Source organism: Hymenobacter segetis, assembly GCF_054776495.1.
In genome coordinates this window covers 699,380-716,446 of sequence record NZ_BAAHBV010000002.1, presented here as the reverse complement: position 1 = coordinate 716,446, position 17,067 = coordinate 699,380, and the positions used below count along the sequence as shown (strand labels likewise).

Below are 17,067 nucleotides of genomic sequence, written 5' to 3'. Positions count from 1 at the left end.
TGCTGTTGTTGCTTTGCATGATGAACAAAGCGAAATTTCTCCTGCTGCTGCTGGCTTCGCTAGCGCTGCTGAATCCCGCCGCCGCCCAGCTACTCCAGCCCAAGGCCGATTTCACCCGGGCCGACACATTACGCGGCAGCCTCACCACACCGCTGCGCACCTGCTACGACATCAACTACTACCACCTCGATGTGAAGCTGGACCCGGCCAAGCGCTTCATCAGCGGCTCCAACCTCTTCCGCTTCACCGCCACGCGGGATTTTACGCGGCTGCAGTTCGACCTCTTTGCCAACCTGCAAGTGGATAAGGTGATGTATAAGGGCAAGGACGTACCGTTCACCCGCGAGGTCAACGCGGTATTCGTAACCTTTCCGAAAACCATTCAGCAGGACAGTAAGGATGAGTTCACCGTCCAGTATTCCGGTAACCCTACGGTGGCCAAAAAAGCGCCCTGGGATGGTGGCCTGGTCTTTACCACCGATGCTGCCGGCAAGCCCTGGGTGGCCTCGGCCTGCCAGGGCGTGGGGGCCAGCATCTGGTGGCCCACCAAGGACCAGCAGGCCGATGAAGTCGATTCCATGCTCATCAGCGTGAGCGTGCCGCAGGGTTTGAAAGACGTTTCCAACGGCCGCCTGCGCAAAACGACTAAGCTGAAAGACGGCTACACCCGCTTCGATTGGGCCGTGCGCAACCCCATTAACAACTACGACGTGGCCCTGAACGTGGGCGACTACCAGCATTTTTCCGACCAGTACCAAGGCGAAAAAGGGCCTTTGACCCTTGATTATTGGGTATTGCCCGAGAACCTCGCTAAGGCCAAAACCCAGTTTGCCGCCAACGTGAAGCCCATGCTCAAGAGCATGGAATCGTGGTTCGGCCCCTACCCGTGGTACCAGGACGGCTACAAGCTGGTGGACGCCCCGCACCTCGGCATGGAGCACCAAAGCGCTGTGGCCTACGGCAACAAATACCAGAACGGCTACCTCGGCAAGGACCGCAGCAACACCGGCTGGGGCCTGAAATGGGACTTCATCATCATCCACGAAAGCGGCCACGAGTGGTTCGGCAACAACATCACCAGCCAGGACATTGCCGATATGTGGGTGCACGAAAGCTTCACTACGTACTCCGAAGCGCTGTTTGTGGAAACCCAGTTTGGCAAGCAGGCCGGCCAGGAGTACATCCACGGCCAGCGCCGCAACATCTCGAACGACTCGCCCATCATCGGCGCCTACGGCGTGAACAAGGAAGGCTCCGGCGACATGTACGACAAGGGCAGCATGATGCTCAACACCATCCGCACCGTGCTCAACGACGACGCGAAGTGGCGGCAGCTGTTGCGCGGCCTCTCCGCCAAATTCTACCACCAGACCGTGACCGGCCAGCAAGTCATCGACTATTTCAACCAGGAAAGCGGCCGCGACTTCACCAAAATATTCGCTCAGTACCAGCGCCACCGCAACATCCCCACGCTGGAAATCCGCTTCGAGGACGGCAAAACCCTGGCCCGCTGGGTGGCCGATGTGGACAAGTTCGACATGCCGGTGCGCGTGCGGCTGAAAGGCGGCGAATACCAGTTTATCAAGCCCACCACCCGGTTTGCGGAGATGAAGGAACTGGCCGGGGCTACTAAGGAGACGCTGGAGGTGGACACGTTCAACTATTACATCGGCGTGCTGGTTGATTAAGGCGATGGCGCGGGCCTGCGGCCCGTGCCGACTATTAGCAGGCCTCCAGGCCTGCAATCGTTGAATAATACTTGAATGGCGCGGGCGACTGCGGGCCAGAGGCCCGCTAATAGTCGGCACGGGCCGCAGGCCCGCGCCATCTGAACCCACGCCACGCTTTCCCGCAAAAAACCGCCTCACCCGCCGCCGCTGTGCCTTACCTTCGCACGAGCGTACAATCATAGAATACTTCCTCATGAATCAATACGACGTCACCGTCATCGGCTCCGGCCCGGGCGGCTATGTAGCGGCCATCCGTTGTGCCCAGCTTGGCCTCAAAACGGCCATTATCGAGAAATACCCCACCCTGGGCGGCACCTGCCTCAACGTGGGCTGCATCCCCAGCAAGGCCCTGCTCGACTCCTCCGAGCACTACCACAACGCCCATTCGGTGTTCCAGGACCACGGCATCGGCCTCGACAACCTGACCGTCGACATGAACCGCATGATTGACCGCAAGGCCGGCGTGGTGAAGGCCAACGTGGACGGCATTTCCTACCTGATGAAGAAGAACAAAATCGACGTCATCACCGGCGTCGGCTCGTTCATCGACAAAACGCACATCAGCATCGCGCCCACTGCGGGCGGCGAGGCGCAGCAGATTGAAACCAAAAACGTCATCATCGCCACCGGCTCCAAGCCCACGGTACTGCCGTTCATCGCCCAGGACAAGGAGCGCATCATCACCAGCACCGAGGCCCTGAACATCCGCGAAGTGCCCCGGCACATGATTGTGATTGGCGGCGGCGTGATTGGCCTCGAAATGGCCTCCGTCTACGCCCGCCTCGGCGCGAAAGTCTCGGTGGTGGAATTCATGGATTCGCTCATCCCGACCATGGACCGCGGCCTCGGCAAGGAGCTGAAGCGCGTGCTGGGCAAAATCGGCATCGAGTTTTTCCTGAGCCACAAAGTGACCGGTGCCACCCGCGAAGGCGACAGCGTGACCGTGACCGCCCTCAACCCGAAAGGGGAGGAGGTGAAGTTTGAGGGCGATTACTGCCTCGTAGCCGTGGGCCGCGTGCCCTACACCGCCGGCCTCAACCTGGAAGCTGCGGGCGTGGAAATGGAAGAGCGCGGCCGCATCAAGGTCGATGCCCACCTGCAAACCAACGTGCCCGGCATCTACGCCATCGGCGACGTGATTCGGGGCGCCATGCTGGCCCACAAGGCCGAGGAAGAAGGCGTGTTCGTGGCCGAAACCATCGTGGGCCAGAAGCCGCACATCAACTACCTGCTCATCCCCGGCGTGGTGTACACCTGGCCCGAAGTGGCCGGCGTGGGCTACACCGAGGAGCAACTCAAGGAGCAGGGCAAGGCCTACAAAATCGGCAGCTTCCCCTTCAAAGCCAGCGGCCGGGCCCGTGCCAGCGGCGACACCGACGGCTTCGTGAAGGTGCTGGCCGACAAAACCACCGACGAAATCCTGGGCGTCCACATGATTGGCCCGCGCATCGCCGACCTCATCGCCGAAGCCGTGACCGCCATGGAGTTCCGCGCCTCCGCCGAGGACGTGGCCCGCATGAGCCACTCGCACCCCACCTACGCCGAGGCCATGAAAGAAGCCTGCCTCGCCGCCACGGAGAACCGCGCCATTCACATGTAATTGCCGGTTGTTATTTCATGCTGAAAAAGAGCCTGAAGCTTGCATAGCTTTAGGCTCTTTTTTTATGTAGCTCATGCCAGGATACACATTACCGCTTTTGCTACTGGCCTTATTGACTGCTTGCGGAACCCAGCCGAAAACGGAAGAAAAACCAGCCCGCAACACGGCTGTAGCACCCCCGGTGACACCGCAGACGAAAGATTCTGTTGCGCGAACAGCCACGCCTGCTACCCACGAACAAGCCGAGCAGGCGATTCAACGCGAGCCATCGCAAGGCAGCGTAGAGGCGCGCCCAATGCAGTTTCGGTGTATCAGCGAAGAGGATTTTCAGCAGGAAATTGCGATAGGCAACATCATGGTCGACACCTTGCAGCAGCGCTTTCTGATAAGTGCTGAATGGCACAAGCCCACGCTCCTCTATTATCGGTCGCCTAGCTGCCCCAACGGCTGGATAGAAACACGGCTGGAACTGGTAGGGGAATGGCTCTGGAATAGCGCAGTGACCCTAGACACGGTGCGACTGGCACCCACCGGGCCACCAGCGGTGCTCCTGAAGTTCAGTTCCGAAACGAGCCTGCATCATTGGTCCATTTCCAACGAGGGCATCAACATTATCGACGTATCCGCAGAGCCGGTACTATTACTCAAAGCAGGAACCGCCAGCCACGAAGGTGGCTACACTGGCGATGATGAAACTGATTCCACCGACACCCAACGCGAAGAGCATTCCTTCGAAGTCGTTCAATCGCAGTCGATAAAGGTGCGCAATCAGCTTATCGTAGTTGAGCCTGCTGTTGAGGACGGCCAGTACGCATTGCATTCGGTACCGCCCGGAACCTACCGTTACCGCCACGGCAAGATGATTCGAATCAGGAAATAGCCGCCCTGCGGCAGAAATAAAAAGAGGCTGAAGCTACGGTAGCTTCAGCCTCTTTTTATTTGAGGATTATGTCCTAGTGACTAATAAGCAAACATCGCCTTCGGGTCGGGACCATATTCGTTCTCGCCTGCATTGCCTTCGGTGCAGTCTAATACCAGCAGCCAAATAACGCCAACCAGCGGCACGAAAAGAATCAGCGTGAACCAGCCGCTTTTGCCTACATCGTGGAGCCTCCTGACTCCTACAGCCAAGCTGGGAATGAGCATCGCAATAGCGTACAGACCAGAGATAGCGCCGCTACCAGTGCCAGTCAAAACGTAATCGGCCACTCCTGCCGCAATCGAGAAAAGGAGGTTAAACAATACAAACATCCAGTATTCTTTTCTGCGAGCGCGGCCGCTGAATACAGCATATTTTTTTAAAACCTGTAAAAAGTATTCCATTTGCAATCTGGGGTAGCAGTTCCTACTCGTAAGGCTTTTCGGTAACGCCCCGTTTTTTAAAGTGGGTTCTGGACTCCACCACTGCAAAAGCCGAGAGAGCTTTCACTATGTCGGAGAAAAGTACGGAATAAATTCAAGCTTCCATCCATGGCGCAGGCCCACCCCCCCGCTACTATGGATAGCGCTACGTTTCTGCTGCATAAGTTTCGTACAGCGCAGTCGCCCACCGCTTCCCCAGCCCCGCCAGCGGCTTCCGGATGCCCGCCAACCGCTTCCCGACCACAAACCTTTCCTTCCGGACCCTCGCCAACCGTTTCCGGACGCCCGCCAAACGCTTCCGGACCACAAACCTTGGCGTCCGGAGCCTCGCCAAACGCTTCCGGATGCCCGCCAACCGTTTCCGGACCACAAACCTTCGTTCAGGACAACAAACCTTCGGCCCGGACAACAAACCTTCGCTCCGGACCACAAACCTTCCATCCGGACAACAAACCTTTCCTCAGTGGTCGTAGCTCACGACGCGGGTGATTTTCCAGGTGCCGGCCTGCTGCTGCCACACCATCACGAACTTGGAGTTGCCGCAGTCCTCGCGGCCGTTTTCTACGTGGCAAAACCGCTGCGTGGCGATGTGCATAGCCCCGTAGTTTTTCACGGGGTACACTTCCAGGGTGCCCGCCACCAGCGTGCGGGTGATGTCGGGGCTTTGGGTGAATAGGCGCGTGAAGCCTTCCTTGGTTTGGGCGAAGTTGCCCAGGCCGCCTTTGTCGTGGTAAAACTCCAGGTTATCGGCAAAGTAGGCCATGAGCTTATTCACGTCGTGGGCATTGAAGGCGGCGAACATTTCCGTGTCCAGCCGGGCCACCGTTTGGTATAGCTCCTCTTTGGTAAGGGGCTTTGGAGCAGCCGCTGGTGGCGGACTGGTTGTCCCCGTTTGGCGCGGCGTGCTTTGGCCGTGGGCGGTAGTGGCCGAAAGAGCGAAAAGCAGCAGGAGGGTGGCAATGGTGCTACGCATACATGAAAGCGGTTGGAAAGATGTAGAGACGCATATTTGCGTCTCGTCGTTGAACAAAACCAGCCAACGGCGAGACGCAAATATGCGTCTCTACCCCGGCCTTGCAATCCCACCGCAGCTTCTAAATTTAAACGTAGTCACCTCCTATGTCCCGCACCGATACCTACGCCCAGGCCCAGCCCGCCAGCCGCGCCGAGTGGCGGCAGTGGCTAGCCAAGCACCACGCCACCGCCCCCGGCGTTTGGCTGGTCTACTTCAAAAAAGCCAGCGGCCAGCCCAGCGTCACCTACCCCGAAGCCGTGGAAGAAGCCCTCTGCTTCGGCTGGATTGACTCGCACCCCCGCAAGCTCGACGCCGAGCGCACGCAGCTGCTCTTCACCCCGCGCAAGCCCCGCAGCGGCTGGAGCAAGGTGAACAAAGAGCGACTGGAGCGCCTCGAAGCCGCCCAGCTGCTGATGCCCGCCGGGCTGGCCGCCATCGCCCGCGCCAAGCAAAACGGCGCGTGGGAAAGCCTGGATGCCGCCGAAGCCGGCCACATCCCCGAAGATTTAGCCGCTGCCCTAGCTATTGATGAAACTGCCGCCCGGCACTTCGCCGCCTTCTCGTCCTCGGCCCGCAAGCAGATTCTGACCTGGGTACTAGGTGCCAAACAGCCCGAAACCCGTGCCCGCCGCGTAGCCTAAGCCGTGCGAATGGCCGCGCTAGGCAAGCGGGCGAACTTCGACCGGGAATAAGTGGGCAGCGAATCCTTATCTAGGTATTGGCTCAGCGCAGTAGAAAGGATACAAGCCACGATGGGGGAGTATGCAGGGGATTCTGTTGAATCAAAGTCATGGCGAGGTGTATTTGAAAATTTATAATTGTCTGACTTGCATTATTCGACCGTGCGGGAAGACTCAGGTAAGAGATGTTTTAACAACAGTACAGGTTATTTGCAACTCTTTTTTTGAGAATCCGCACTTTTAATTGTGCGTTTATTGGCTTGTGAGGTGATAAATGCTCAAAGCTGCTTTCCATAATTGGGAATTGACGAACTCTTAAGCATAAACCCCGTTTGGATAGTTAGATTCAGATTGTTCGTTCATGTTATTAGAATAGTTCTAATTAATTCGAGCTGTTGTTCTTGTCAGGAACTGCCGGGTGCTTATGCGCAATCGTTGAATTTATATGCCGTAACACTGGCAAGTAATTGCCGCAACATGACAGGTTCAACAGCAGGCACTGCCCAACCGCTTCGATACGAAGCCGCAGCAGCCGGAAACAGAAGCGACGCGGGCTCCGCGTCGCACCCCTTCGCCCAGCCCATGAGCAACCGGGCCACGGATGGCCTCAGCCACCGGGAGCGCAAAAAGGCCCAGCTGATTAGCGGCATTAAACAAGCCGTGGCCGACCTCGTGCTGGTGGCCGGCCAAACCACCAGAACGAAAAACTCCGACTACCTCAGCCGCCGGCTGGATTACGACTACACCTACCTCGCCAACCTGTTTTCGGAAAACACGGGCAGCACCATCGAGCAGTATATCATTGAGTTCAAGATTAACCGGGTAAAAGAGCTGCTCCTGGCGGGCGAGCTCAACCTTACCCAGATATCCTATCAACTCAACTATAGTAGTGTCGCCCACTTGTCCAACCAGTTCAAGAAAGTGACGGGGTTAACGCCTTCGTTGTTTAAGCTTCTCGACGGCAGGCTCACCATAGAGCCTGAAAGTGTGAATGATGTAAATGTTTTCTGTAATCGTGTAAATGCCCTGGAAGTGCGGCGCGTGAGCTTTGCAACGTGAACTAATTCACCCGCAATGTCCACCCCCTATGAAGCAACATTTCCTGTTTATTTTAACCTCGGTAGCTGTTTTGGCTTTCCCGCAAGCCGGTGCCGCGCAGGTGGCCCCAGCCCTGGGAGCCGCCGCCAGCTTTGCCCTGTTCACGGCCGTTGGGGCTGTTGATAACAACGGCCCCACCATCATCAACGGCGACATCGGTACCAATGCCGGCGCGTTCAACGGCTTCCCGCTGGGCGTGGTCGTGAACGGCAGCATCCACGTAGCCGATACGTATTCGACGCAGGCCGCCACGGACGTGCAGACGGCCTACGGCTACATGTCGACCATTCCGTGCGTGACGCCGCTGGCCGTGTACGGCGGCACGCCGGCCGTGACCTTGGCTCCCGGCTCGTACTGCGTGGGCGGAGCTACTACGCTGGCCGGTACCCTGATTCTGGATGGCGGTGGCGACCCCAACGCGAAGTTCTTCCTCCGGGTATCGGGTGCCTTAACCACGGGTGCCAACTCCGTGGTGCTTACCCAAAACGGCGCTACGCCCGCCAACGTGTACTGGCAGATTGGCGGCTTGGTCACGATGGGCCAGAACTCCGTGATGCGGGGTACCCTGCTGGTGGATGGGGCCATCAACATGATTCAGGGGGCTTCGCTGATTGGCCGCGGCCTCTCGCGCGGCGGCTCTATTAGTATTGATAGCAACACCGCCAGCCTGCCCAACGCGGCCGTGGTGCCGGTCATCACGGCCACCTCGTGGCTGGGCACCGCTTTGGGTGGCATCAACACCGACTGGTTCAATTCGAACAACTGGTCGGCGGGCGTGCCCACTAGCACGGTCGATGCCATCGTGGGCACGGGCCGCTCGCCCTTCCCCATCATTGCCACCGGCAACGCCGTGGCCAACGGCCTCACCATCGGTACCAGCGCTAGCCTGACCATGAACGGCGGCACCCTCGACGTGAAGTCTACGCTGAGCAACAGCGGTACCATCAGCGCCACGGCGGGCACCACCAGCCTCAGCGGCACCACCACGCAGCTCCTCGGCGGCAGCGGCAGCACCCAGCTCTGGGGCCTCACCATTACCAATGCTTCCGGCGCAATCCAAAGCGGCCCGTTGAGTATCCACGGCGTGCTGGCCCCCGCCAGCGGCAACCTCACCACCAACGGCCGCACGCTGACGCTGTTGTCAGATGCCGCCGGCACGGCGCTGGTCGACAACACCGGCACCGGTGCGGTAAACGGCACGGCTACCGTGCAGCGCTACATCGCCTCGAGCAACCCGGGCCAGGGCTACCGCCACTACAGCGCCCCGGTTACGGGCAGCACCGTGGCCGACCTGCAAACCAGTGGTTTCGCGCCGGTGCTCACCCAGAGCTACAACACGGCTGCCTCGCCGGCCGCTACCACGCCTTTCCCCACCGTGTTTGGCTACGACCAAACCCGCTTGGTGACGACTACGAACAACCTGCCGGCTTTCGACAAAGGCTTTGTGGTGCCCGCCAGCCTGGCTACGCCGCTGGCCGTTGGCCTTGGCTACACGGTTAACATCAACGGCTCGGCGCTGGTCGATTTCGTGGGTGCGCTCACCACGGGCACTCAGGCCCTGAGCCTGAGCCGCAACGCCGCCGCTTCGGCCAACACCGCCGATGCCGGCTGGCAGCTGATGGGCAACCCCTATCCCGCGCCCCTCGACTACAGCCTGGTGGCTCCCGCCGACCGCACCGGCCTCGATGCTGCCATTTACGTGTACGCCAGCACCGGCCCGTACGTCGGGGCCTATCGCGCCTATGTCAACGGCGTAGGTGGCAACCCCGTGCTGCCTGTGGCCCAAGGCTTCTTTACCCGCGTGAGCGCCGGCCAGACCACCGGCTCACTCACCTTCCGCAATAGCCAGCGCCTGACCACGCTGAACAACACCACCTTCCAGCGCGCCACGGCCGACACCCGGCCCCTGGTGCAACTGGAGCTGCGCGCCGCCAACGGTGCCGCCGACCCCCTCTACGCCTACGCCGAAACCAGCGCCACCGCCGGCTTCGATACCCAGTACGATGCCCAGAAGCTACCCAACCCCTCGGGCCTGAACCTGACCAGCGTGGCCACCACCAGCGAAGCCCTGGCCATTGATGGTCGCCCAAGCTTTACCACGGCCACCGTGCTGCCGCTGTCTGTGGGCGTGCCCGCCGCCGGCACCTATATGCTGGCCGCCGCTGCCCTCAGGAACCTGCCGGCCAGCCTCGATGCCATGCTCACCGATGCTACCACCGGCCAAACCGTGAACCTGCGCTTGCAGCCGGCCTATTCGTTTAGTGTGACCAGCGCACAGGCCGCCGCAACGATGACGGGCCGCTTCACGCTGCACTTTGCCGCCCGCACCGCCCTGGCCACCGCGTCGGCGCTTACGGCCGCCGAGGTGACGCTTTACCCTAACCCGGCCCACAATGCCTTCACGGTTCTCGTGCCGGCCGTAGCCGGTGCTACGCAGCTGCACGCCGACCTGCTCAACACCTTGGGCCAGGTAGTACGCCGTCAGAATGCTGTCCTGGCACCCACCGGCGCTAGTCTGACTGTGGATGCCAACGGCCTGGCCGCCGGCGTCTACACCCTGCGCCTGCAGGTTGGCGCGGCCACGCTGGCCAAGCGCGTAGTGATTCAATAACTGATTCGGGTCGGCCTTTATGGGCCGGCCCGGTATTATCCTTAACGCCTTCCTGCTCATGAAATCCATTCTCTTTTCCGCGGCAAGCCTGCTGTTTTTTTGTGCGCTAACCAGCTCGCCCGCAGTGGCCCAGCCCAACTCAGGCGGCCCCACGCCGGTGCCAGACCCCGTCCAGCCCACCGAAACGCCCATCGACGGTGGCGCTTCGCTGCTGCTGGCTGGTGGGGTTGCTTTCGGCCTCAAACAACTCCGGGCGCGCCGCCTGGCCCGCTCGTCAAACAAATAAATAGCTGCCCGCAGCCCTCCGGAATAGCACCGCTGCTTGCTTTAGCCGCTACCGCCGCTGGGCGATTTGGTTATTCGAAGGAAGCCATTTTACTATTCGCTTTCGCATTGGGTGAAGGTGTCTGGAGCCGTTGACGGAACAGCTTCATAACGGAATGCCCTGCGGCAGAAATTTAAAAAGGCCGAGGCGATAAGCGCTTCGGCCTTTTTGGGGTTATAGCTTCCCGCCATCTATCCCATCTTTGCCCCATGCTCTCCGAACCCACCTACCTCACGGCCCGTATGGCCGCCCCCATGGTTGAAGCCCACTTTGCGCGGCACCGGGCGGCCAGCATGGAGGACGAAGCCCGTCTTGCTGCCCCGCCCGAAGCACAGTGGGTGGAAGCCGTGATTGACGCCGCCTTCTGGGCCAGTCTGCGGCGGGAGGAGGGACACCCGCCCCGCATTTCGCTGGCGTTGCTCCCGCTGGAGCAGGCCCGGCAGCCGCTGGTGTTTGGCCAGCGCCGCCGCCTCACGCCCGCCAACCTGCTGAAGCTGGCTCCCGCCGTGGAGCAGCCCGGCCTGCACCTCGGCGTGTGGCACGATGCCGACGGCCTCTACGTGTGGGGCACGGCCACGCGGGTGCCGCCGCTGTGCTTCGTGCTCGAAGTGGTGGAGCCCGGCCTGCTGGTGGTGAAGCACCGCCGCGCCGGCGGCTTCGGCAAGTTTGTGAACGTGGCCGTGCTGCGCGGCGACCACCTCCAGCTCATCGACGAAGAGCACGGCGGCCTCAACGACTGCGCGGCTCTGCAAGCCTTCCTGCCCGGCCGCAGCCTCCCCGCCCCCGACACCGGCGAAACCGACAACGTGCTGCTGGAGCTGGCCGCCGCCATGCGCGCCCACGGCCGGGGCGGCCTGGTGCTGGTGGTGCCGCCCGGCTCCGAGCAGTGGCAAAAATCCATCGTGCAGCCCCTGAACTACCCCGTGGCTCCGGCCTACACCGGCATCCGGGCGGTGCAGCGGCCGGGCCAGTCGAAGCGCAAGTGGCAGGCCGCGCTGCGGCGCAACATCGGCATCGTGGGCGGCTTCACGGCCGTGGATGGGGCTACCGTCATCACCCAGGAGTACACCCTGCTAGCCTTTGGGGCGAAGGTGGCGCGGGCCAAAACCAGCACGCCCGTCGAAACCATGGTGCTTACCGAGCCAGTGGTGGGCAGCGAGCCGCGCAACCTGCACCCGGCTCAGAACGGCGGCACCCGCCACCTGGCCGCCGCCCAGTTTGTGCACGACCAGCACGATACCATTGCCCTGGTGGCGTCGGTCGATGGGTTTTTCACGGTCTTCGCGTGGTCCGACGACTTGCAGCAGGTGCACGCGCACAAAATTGATGTGCTACTGTTGTGATTACCTGTGTAATCAACTCAAAAAACGGCAACCTTCGGGCCGCTCCTTGCGAATACCCTAAGCTAGCTGCGCCACCGGTTTCATCGGGTTCTGCGCTTGCTGTTTATCGCCATGGCTTTTCCCCTCCAATTCCTGCTGGAAACCGTTTTACCGCAACTTCTTATGGGCAAGGATAAAAAGAAGCACTCGAAAAAGGACAAGGCCTCGGAAGATATTCTGGATGCTGTGGCTCTGTCGCTCAAGAAGTTTCGGAAGGTGACGAAGGAGATTTCCAGGCTCAGCACCGGCCAGAAGGTGGTGGGCAGTCTGGTCCTGGCCGCTGCCGGCCTGGTCTACCTGGCCACCCGCGAAACCGACGACGCGCCCAACGAGCACGCCACCCCAGCGCTGCTCAATGAAGCGAATGCGCCCAGCCACCACCGCAAAGCCTCTAGGCATCATCAGCATTTTTCCGAAGAATAGCCGGCGGCAAGTGCCCGCCCGCTCCCGCGTCACCTTCAACCAACCCGCGCTATGAAAAAGACCAAGGACAAAGCCGCCAAAAACAAGCCCGCCAAAAAGCAAACCCTGCTCGGTGGGGCCGCCAAATCGCTCAAAAAGCTGCGCAAAAGCAAGCTCACCACCACCCAGAAGGTGTTAGCGGGCGCGGCGCTCGCTGCCGTGGGCCTGGGCATGCTGGCGAAACGCAACGGCAAAGCCACCAGCACCGACACCGCCGCTGCCGAGGAAAACCTGGCCGCGCTGGACGGCAACGCCTAAAACTAATTGCTCATAGAAGAGCCCCGTTTCCGAAGCTGCAATAGCTTTGGAAACGGGGCTCTTCTGTATCTGTAGAAGTCGATATGCTACTCGGCGGCCGGTGCGGCGGCGGCAGGCGGCGGCGTAGCGCTGGCCTTTTTCACGCGCACGGCGTTGGGCCCTTTGGCACCCATTTCTACTTCAAAGTTCACTTTGTCGCCTTCCGAGATGGGGCCGCCGGCCAGGCCGTTGGCGTGCACGAAAATGCTCTCCTGCGTCACCGAATCCTTGATGAAGCCGTAGCCCTTCGAATCGTTGAAGAACGTCACCGAACCGGTGCGGATGGTGTCCTCCGGCTCGCGGTCTTCCTGCTTGGCTATGCTGATGCGGATGTCCTCGTCCTTGATGACACGCTTCTTGGTGGGGTCGGGTGGGGTAGAGGTGATGTTGCCGTTTTCGTCCACGTAGGCAAACATTTCTTCCAGGGCCGCTCCGCTTTTGGCGTTGGCCTGCCGCTCAACTTTGCGCTCCTCCTTCTCGGTTTTCTTCTTCGCGCGCTTCTTCTCGTTGTCTTTCTTACCAAATGTCTCTTGAGACCTACCCATAGTGTTGTGCTGCTAAATCTGTTGTGGCCGGCCCTTGCTTCTGGAGCAGTAGAAGAGCACGGACAGGTGTGTTGTTACGAAGATACGCAATATACAAAGGCCGTGGGCAGGTAACGCTATTGCAAATCTGCCCACCGGGTTTTTCGCCAGGCATCCTGCTGCGCGGGCGAGAGGAAAGTCCAGGCCACAAGGCGGCTTTTCTTCTGGCCCTGGGCCATTTCGATGGTGCGGACGGTGGTAGCTCCGGCCGTTTGCAGGGCGCGGTACACGCCGGGCAGGGTTTCTTTTTTAGAAACCAAAGAGGTGAACCAGTAGCAGGCCCGGGGCCGCCGGCCGCTCTCCTGCACCATGCGCCGGATGAAGCCGGCTTCGCCGCCCTCGCACCACAGCTCGTTGTTCTGGCCGCCGAAATTCAGGACTGGCCGGGGGCCGCGCCCGGTGCCCAGGCCGGCCGTTTTGCGCTGTGAGCCGGCTGCCGCCGCCGCCGCCGAGGCGTGAAACGGCGGGTTGCACATCGTCATATCGAACACCTCGCCGGCCTGGATGAGGCCGTCGAAAATGCGGGTGCGGGCCGGTTGCAGGCGCGCCTCGATGGCCCCGGCCAGGGAGGGGTTGGCGGCCTCAATCTGCTGGGCGGCGCGCACGGCCACGCCGTCGATGTCGGAGCCCACGAAGTGCCAGCCGTACTCGCGCCGGCCGATGATGGGGTAGATGCAGTTGGCTCCCACGCCCACGTCCAGTACCGTGATTTCTTCGCCGGGCGGCAGCACGCCGCCGTTGCTTTCGGCCAGCAAATCGGCCAGGTAATGCACGTAGTCGGCCCGGCCGGGGATAGGCGGGCAGAGGTAGCCCTTCGGAATGTCCCAGTGCTCGATGCCGTAGAAATGCCGCAACAGGGCGCGATTCAGGGCCTTCACGGCGGCGGGATTGGCGAAATCAATCGACAGGCTGCCGTGGGGGTTGGGGCGCACGAAGGCCGCCAGCTCCGGGCTGACTTTGCTGAGCAGCGGGAAATCGTAGGGCGCGCGGTGCGGGTTGCGCGGGTGCAGCTGGTCTTTTTCGGCGAGGGGAGGGGTGGCGTCGGGCTTCATTAATAGGAATAATTACGTCGTTTTGTAGAGGTACCAGCCGTCGCCCAGCGGCCGGAGCACGATGAGGCCATCGGGCTGCATGGCGGGCAGCAGGGCCGCCTCGGGCTGGTAAAGCAGGCCCACCGTGCTGTCGATTTTGCCGCCGATGACAAACTCCAGGCAACTGCCGCAGGCGGTGGCGCGCCGCGTCACACGGCCCAGGTAGAGCTGTCGCAGCAGGGCGTGTACGGCCGGGTCGGCGTTGGCGGCCTGCTCGTCGGTGGCTTCGTCGGCACCAATGGTGGGGTCGAAAAATCGGCCGCTCTGCACCCGGCTCAGGACTTCCTGAAAGGCTGCCCGGTGCTGGTAGAAGTGGGCGGCAATGTCGGCATCAGCGCTGGTCCAGAGGCGCAGATTGCCGATGGTGAAGTCGTGGCTGGCATCGGGGTGCTTGCGGTTGTAGTCGGCCACTTCGGCGGGCGGCATAGCGGAGAGCAGCGCCACCATGGGCGGCCCCAGGTGCGTCATGGCCAGGTTGCGGATGGCGCTCAGCTTCCAGCCCTCGGCCTCGCGGTGGAAGTGCAGGTAGAAATCGCGCCGGCTTACCGAATCGCGCAGCTCCACGGCCACTACGGCCGTGGCCGAGTCCTGCCGCACCAGCTGGCAGGCGCGCTGCACACGGGGCGGAATCTGCTGGCCCAGGGTCTGGCGTTTGGCCTGGCCGGCCACCTCGCAGCAGAGGTAGCTTTTCATGGCGGGCCATCCGGCGGGGGCCACAAACTGCTCAGCAATGACGAGCGGCGGCAGGGGCGCAGGGCCAGCCCACGCGGCCACGCCGGGCAGCCAGAGGCAGAGTAGCAGGGAAAAATGCTTCATCCGAAGGCTAACGGCAAACCGGGGAGTGATAATTCCGCTGCCGCACTAGCGCGGCCGGGCCGGGCCTTTGCGGCCCCCGCCGGATTTGCCTTTGCCGCTGGCGGCCGGGCGCGTGCCCAGCGTGCCGGTTTTGGGCCGGGCCGGGCCGCCTGCGCCGCCGCTTTTAGGGCGCGAGCCGCCACCGCCCGGGCCGGCTTTGGCCGGGCGCTTGGTGCCGCCCAGGCCGGGCTTGGTGCCGGATGCGCCTGGCTTTTCGGGGCGCGGGCCCCACCAGCCGGTGCCCGAGGGGTTGAACATGGTGGGTGGACCGGGCTTGCGGGGGCGCGGGGCGGGACGGCCTTCGCTCATCGGTTGGTCTTGCGGCGCGGCTTTGGCCGTTTTGGGTCGGCTGCGGCCGCCGGATGCTTCTTCGGTACCGCTCGATTTGGACACCATTTTCATGATGCCGGCTACTTCTTCCGGGGTCAGCTCGCGCCAGTCGCCCACGGGCAGGCCTTTGAGGCTGATGTTCATGATGCGGACGCGCTCCAGCTTTGTCACTTCATAGCCGAAGTGCTCCACCATGCGCCGAATCTGACGGTTCAGCCCCTGTACCAGCGTGATGCGGAAGATGTAGGGTGTTTCTTTCACGATGACGCAACGCTTGGTGACCACGCCCAGCATGGGGATGCCGTGGGCCATTTCGTCCAGCATCCGGTCGGTGAGGATGCGGTCGACGGTGACCACGTACTCCTTTTCGTGCTGGTTGCCGGCCCGCAGAATCTTGTTCACGATGTCGCCATCGCTGGTCAGGAAAATCAGGCCCGACGAGTCCTTATCAAGCCGCCCGATGGGGAACACGCGGGCGGCGTGGTTCACGTAGTCTACGATGTTGCCGCGCACGCCCGGCTCTGAGGTGCTCGTCACGCCCACCGGCTTGTTAAAGGCCAGGTACACGGCATCTTCGGCCTGCTTGGGCTCCAGCTTGTGGCCGTTCACACTCACGCGGTCGCGCGGGCCCACCTGGTCGCCAATCTGGGCGGGCTTGCCGTTGAGCAGCACCGCGCCCTGCGCGATGTAGCGGTCGGCCTCGCGGCGCGAGCACAGACCGCTTTCGCTGATGAATTTATTGAGGCGCGTGTACGAGGCAGCAGGCATGGGCAAAAAATCAAAAAGAATAAACGCGGCGCACGAGCGCCCCGACAAAGGTACGCCGCTGAAAAACGGGACCCTGCGCCCGTCAAAAGTGCCGCCCACCGTGCCGGCTGGCACAACTTCCGGCGAAGCGCCGCCGTATCAGCCCCTAAAAATGGCTACATGGCCGTTTTTAATTCCTTAATTTTTGATTCCATGAATTTCAAATTGCTCGGCCTGATGGCCGCCGCCGCGCTGGCCACCGCCTCCTGCTCGCAGGATAAGAAAGTCGAAACCACTACCACGACTACGCCGGAAGCCACGACTACAACCACTACGACCACCGTCGACACGATGGCCGCTTACGACGACGCCCGCCGCATGGCTGCCCGCGTGGCCGAAGACCTCAAGCTGACCGACACCACGGTGGTGCGCCGCATTGAGCACACCTACTACACCCGCGGCCGCAAAATCAACGCGCTGCAAACCCAGTACGCTACGGACACCACTGGCCGTTACGCCGCCATCCGCCAGGCTAACGACGAGGCCGATAACGCCATTCGCACCGACCTGAACAACCCGGCTTACTACAACACCTATTCGGCCAACCGCGCCAACTACGGCGACGGTCCTTACTCGCTGGCCCCCGGCACGGTAACCACCACGACCACCACTGTCCACCGCACCGGCAGCGTGGGCCAAGGCTCGGGCGTGAAGAAAATGGAAAACCAGAACGATGGCGACCACAAAGTGAAATACGAAAACGGCGCTAAAATCAAGCGTGACGACGACGGCTCGGTGAAAATCAAGCGCGCCGACGGCACGAAGATTAAAATTGACGAAAACGGCAACCGCACCGTGAAAAAGGGCTTGTTTAAATAAGCCTAAACTGTCATTCCGA

17 protein-coding genes are annotated in these 17,067 nt (G+C 61.5%); 11 read left to right on the top strand and 6 right to left on the bottom strand.

Features of this window, described 5'->3' with window-relative positions; all coding sequences use genetic code 11:
- The first annotated feature begins 17 nt into the window (after window positions 1-17).
- The 3 genes from ACYU70_RS13515 (at window position 18) to ACYU70_RS13505 (ending at window position 4,210) form a co-directional block, all read left to right on the top strand.
- A complete protein-coding gene (locus ACYU70_RS13515; protein ID WP_460616021.1) occupies window positions 18-1,688 on the top strand; it encodes a M1 family metallopeptidase in 1,671 nt (556 codons plus the stop codon).
- 235 nt (window positions 1,689-1,923) lie between these two features.
- On the top strand, window positions 1,924-3,330 hold the full coding sequence (gene lpdA / locus ACYU70_RS13510; protein ID WP_342298116.1) for a dihydrolipoyl dehydrogenase: 1,407 nt from the start codon (window positions 1,924-1,926) through the stop codon (window positions 3,328-3,330).
- A 73-nt stretch (window positions 3,331-3,403) separates the two neighbouring features.
- On the top strand, window positions 3,404-4,210 hold the full coding sequence (locus ACYU70_RS13505; protein ID WP_342298115.1) for a hypothetical protein: 807 nt from the start codon (window positions 3,404-3,406) through the stop codon (window positions 4,208-4,210).
- An 80-nt stretch (window positions 4,211-4,290) separates the two neighbouring features.
- On the opposite strand, the gene ACYU70_RS13500 is transcribed toward ACYU70_RS13505, so the two are convergent.
- Both ACYU70_RS13500 and ACYU70_RS13495 read right to left on the bottom strand, forming a co-directional pair.
- Complete coding sequence (locus ACYU70_RS13500) at window positions 4,291-4,653, bottom strand: DUF805 domain-containing protein (RefSeq protein ID WP_342298114.1); 363 nt, start codon at window positions 4,651-4,653, stop codon at window positions 4,291-4,293.
- A gap of 499 nt (window positions 4,654-5,152) precedes the next feature.
- Entirely contained in the window at window positions 5,153-5,665 is a 513-nt protein-coding gene (locus tag ACYU70_RS13495) for a nuclear transport factor 2 family protein (RefSeq protein ID WP_342298113.1), read from the bottom strand.
- A gap of 146 nt (window positions 5,666-5,811) precedes the next feature.
- Between ACYU70_RS13495 and ACYU70_RS13490 the strand changes: the two genes are divergently transcribed.
- From ACYU70_RS13490 to ACYU70_RS13460, 7 genes are all read left to right on the top strand, one after another.
- Complete coding sequence (locus ACYU70_RS13490) at window positions 5,812-6,348, top strand: YdeI/OmpD-associated family protein (RefSeq protein ID WP_342298111.1); 537 nt, start codon at window positions 5,812-5,814, stop codon at window positions 6,346-6,348.
- Window positions 6,349-6,969: 621 nt separating this feature from the next.
- Complete coding sequence (locus tag ACYU70_RS13485; RefSeq protein ID WP_342298109.1) at window positions 6,970-7,446, top strand: helix-turn-helix domain-containing protein; 477 nt, start codon at window positions 6,970-6,972, stop codon at window positions 7,444-7,446.
- 28 nt (window positions 7,447-7,474) lie between these two features.
- Complete coding sequence (locus ACYU70_RS13480) at window positions 7,475-10,096, top strand: ice-binding family protein (protein WP_342298107.1); 2,622 nt, start codon at window positions 7,475-7,477, stop codon at window positions 10,094-10,096.
- Window positions 10,097-10,154: 58 nt separating this feature from the next.
- The gene (locus ACYU70_RS13475; protein WP_342298105.1) at window positions 10,155-10,382 is read left to right on the top strand and encodes a PID-CTERM protein-sorting domain-containing protein; all 228 of its coding nucleotides are present in this window, start codon (window positions 10,155-10,157) and stop codon (window positions 10,380-10,382) included.
- Between the two features lie 248 nt (window positions 10,383-10,630).
- The gene (locus ACYU70_RS13470) at window positions 10,631-11,764 is read left to right on the top strand and encodes a putative sensor domain DACNV-containing protein (protein WP_342298103.1); all 1,134 of its coding nucleotides are present in this window, start codon (window positions 10,631-10,633) and stop codon (window positions 11,762-11,764) included.
- 111 nt (window positions 11,765-11,875) lie between these two features.
- Window positions 11,876-12,226, top strand: coding sequence for a hypothetical protein (locus ACYU70_RS13465; RefSeq protein ID WP_342298101.1), 351 nt, complete (start codon window positions 11,876-11,878; stop codon window positions 12,224-12,226).
- 51 nt (window positions 12,227-12,277) lie between these two features.
- Window positions 12,278-12,523 (top strand): hypothetical protein, encoded by a 246-nt coding sequence (locus ACYU70_RS13460; protein WP_342298099.1) that lies wholly within the window; start codon window positions 12,278-12,280, stop codon window positions 12,521-12,523.
- A gap of 86 nt (window positions 12,524-12,609) precedes the next feature.
- Here ACYU70_RS13460 and ACYU70_RS13455 read toward each other — a convergent pair whose 3' ends face one another.
- The 4 genes from ACYU70_RS13455 to rluF form a co-directional block, all read right to left on the bottom strand.
- On the bottom strand, window positions 12,610-13,107 hold the full coding sequence (locus ACYU70_RS13455) for a cold-shock protein (protein ID WP_342298098.1): 498 nt from the start codon (window positions 13,105-13,107) through the stop codon (window positions 12,610-12,612).
- A 116-nt stretch (window positions 13,108-13,223) separates the two neighbouring features.
- Window positions 13,224-14,198, bottom strand: a complete 975-nt coding sequence (gene rlmF, locus ACYU70_RS13450) for a 23S rRNA (adenine(1618)-N(6))-methyltransferase RlmF (protein ID WP_342298096.1) — start codon at window positions 14,196-14,198, stop codon at window positions 13,224-13,226.
- 12 nt (window positions 14,199-14,210) lie between these two features.
- Window positions 14,211-15,053 carry a hypothetical protein gene (locus ACYU70_RS13445; protein ID WP_342298095.1) on the bottom strand — a complete coding sequence of 281 codons (843 nt, stop codon included), beginning with the start codon at window positions 15,051-15,053 and terminating at the stop codon, window positions 14,211-14,213.
- A 45-nt stretch (window positions 15,054-15,098) separates the two neighbouring features.
- Window positions 15,099-16,190 carry a 23S rRNA pseudouridine(2604) synthase RluF gene (gene rluF / locus ACYU70_RS13440; protein ID WP_342298093.1) on the bottom strand — a complete coding sequence of 364 codons (1,092 nt, stop codon included), beginning with the start codon at window positions 16,188-16,190 and terminating at the stop codon, window positions 15,099-15,101.
- Window positions 16,191-16,382: 192 nt separating this feature from the next.
- Between rluF and ACYU70_RS13435 the strand changes: the two genes are divergently transcribed.
- The gene (locus tag ACYU70_RS13435) at window positions 16,383-17,048 is read left to right on the top strand and encodes a hypothetical protein (protein WP_342298091.1); all 666 of its coding nucleotides are present in this window, start codon (window positions 16,383-16,385) and stop codon (window positions 17,046-17,048) included.
- Window positions 17,049-17,067 lie beyond the last annotated feature (19 nt).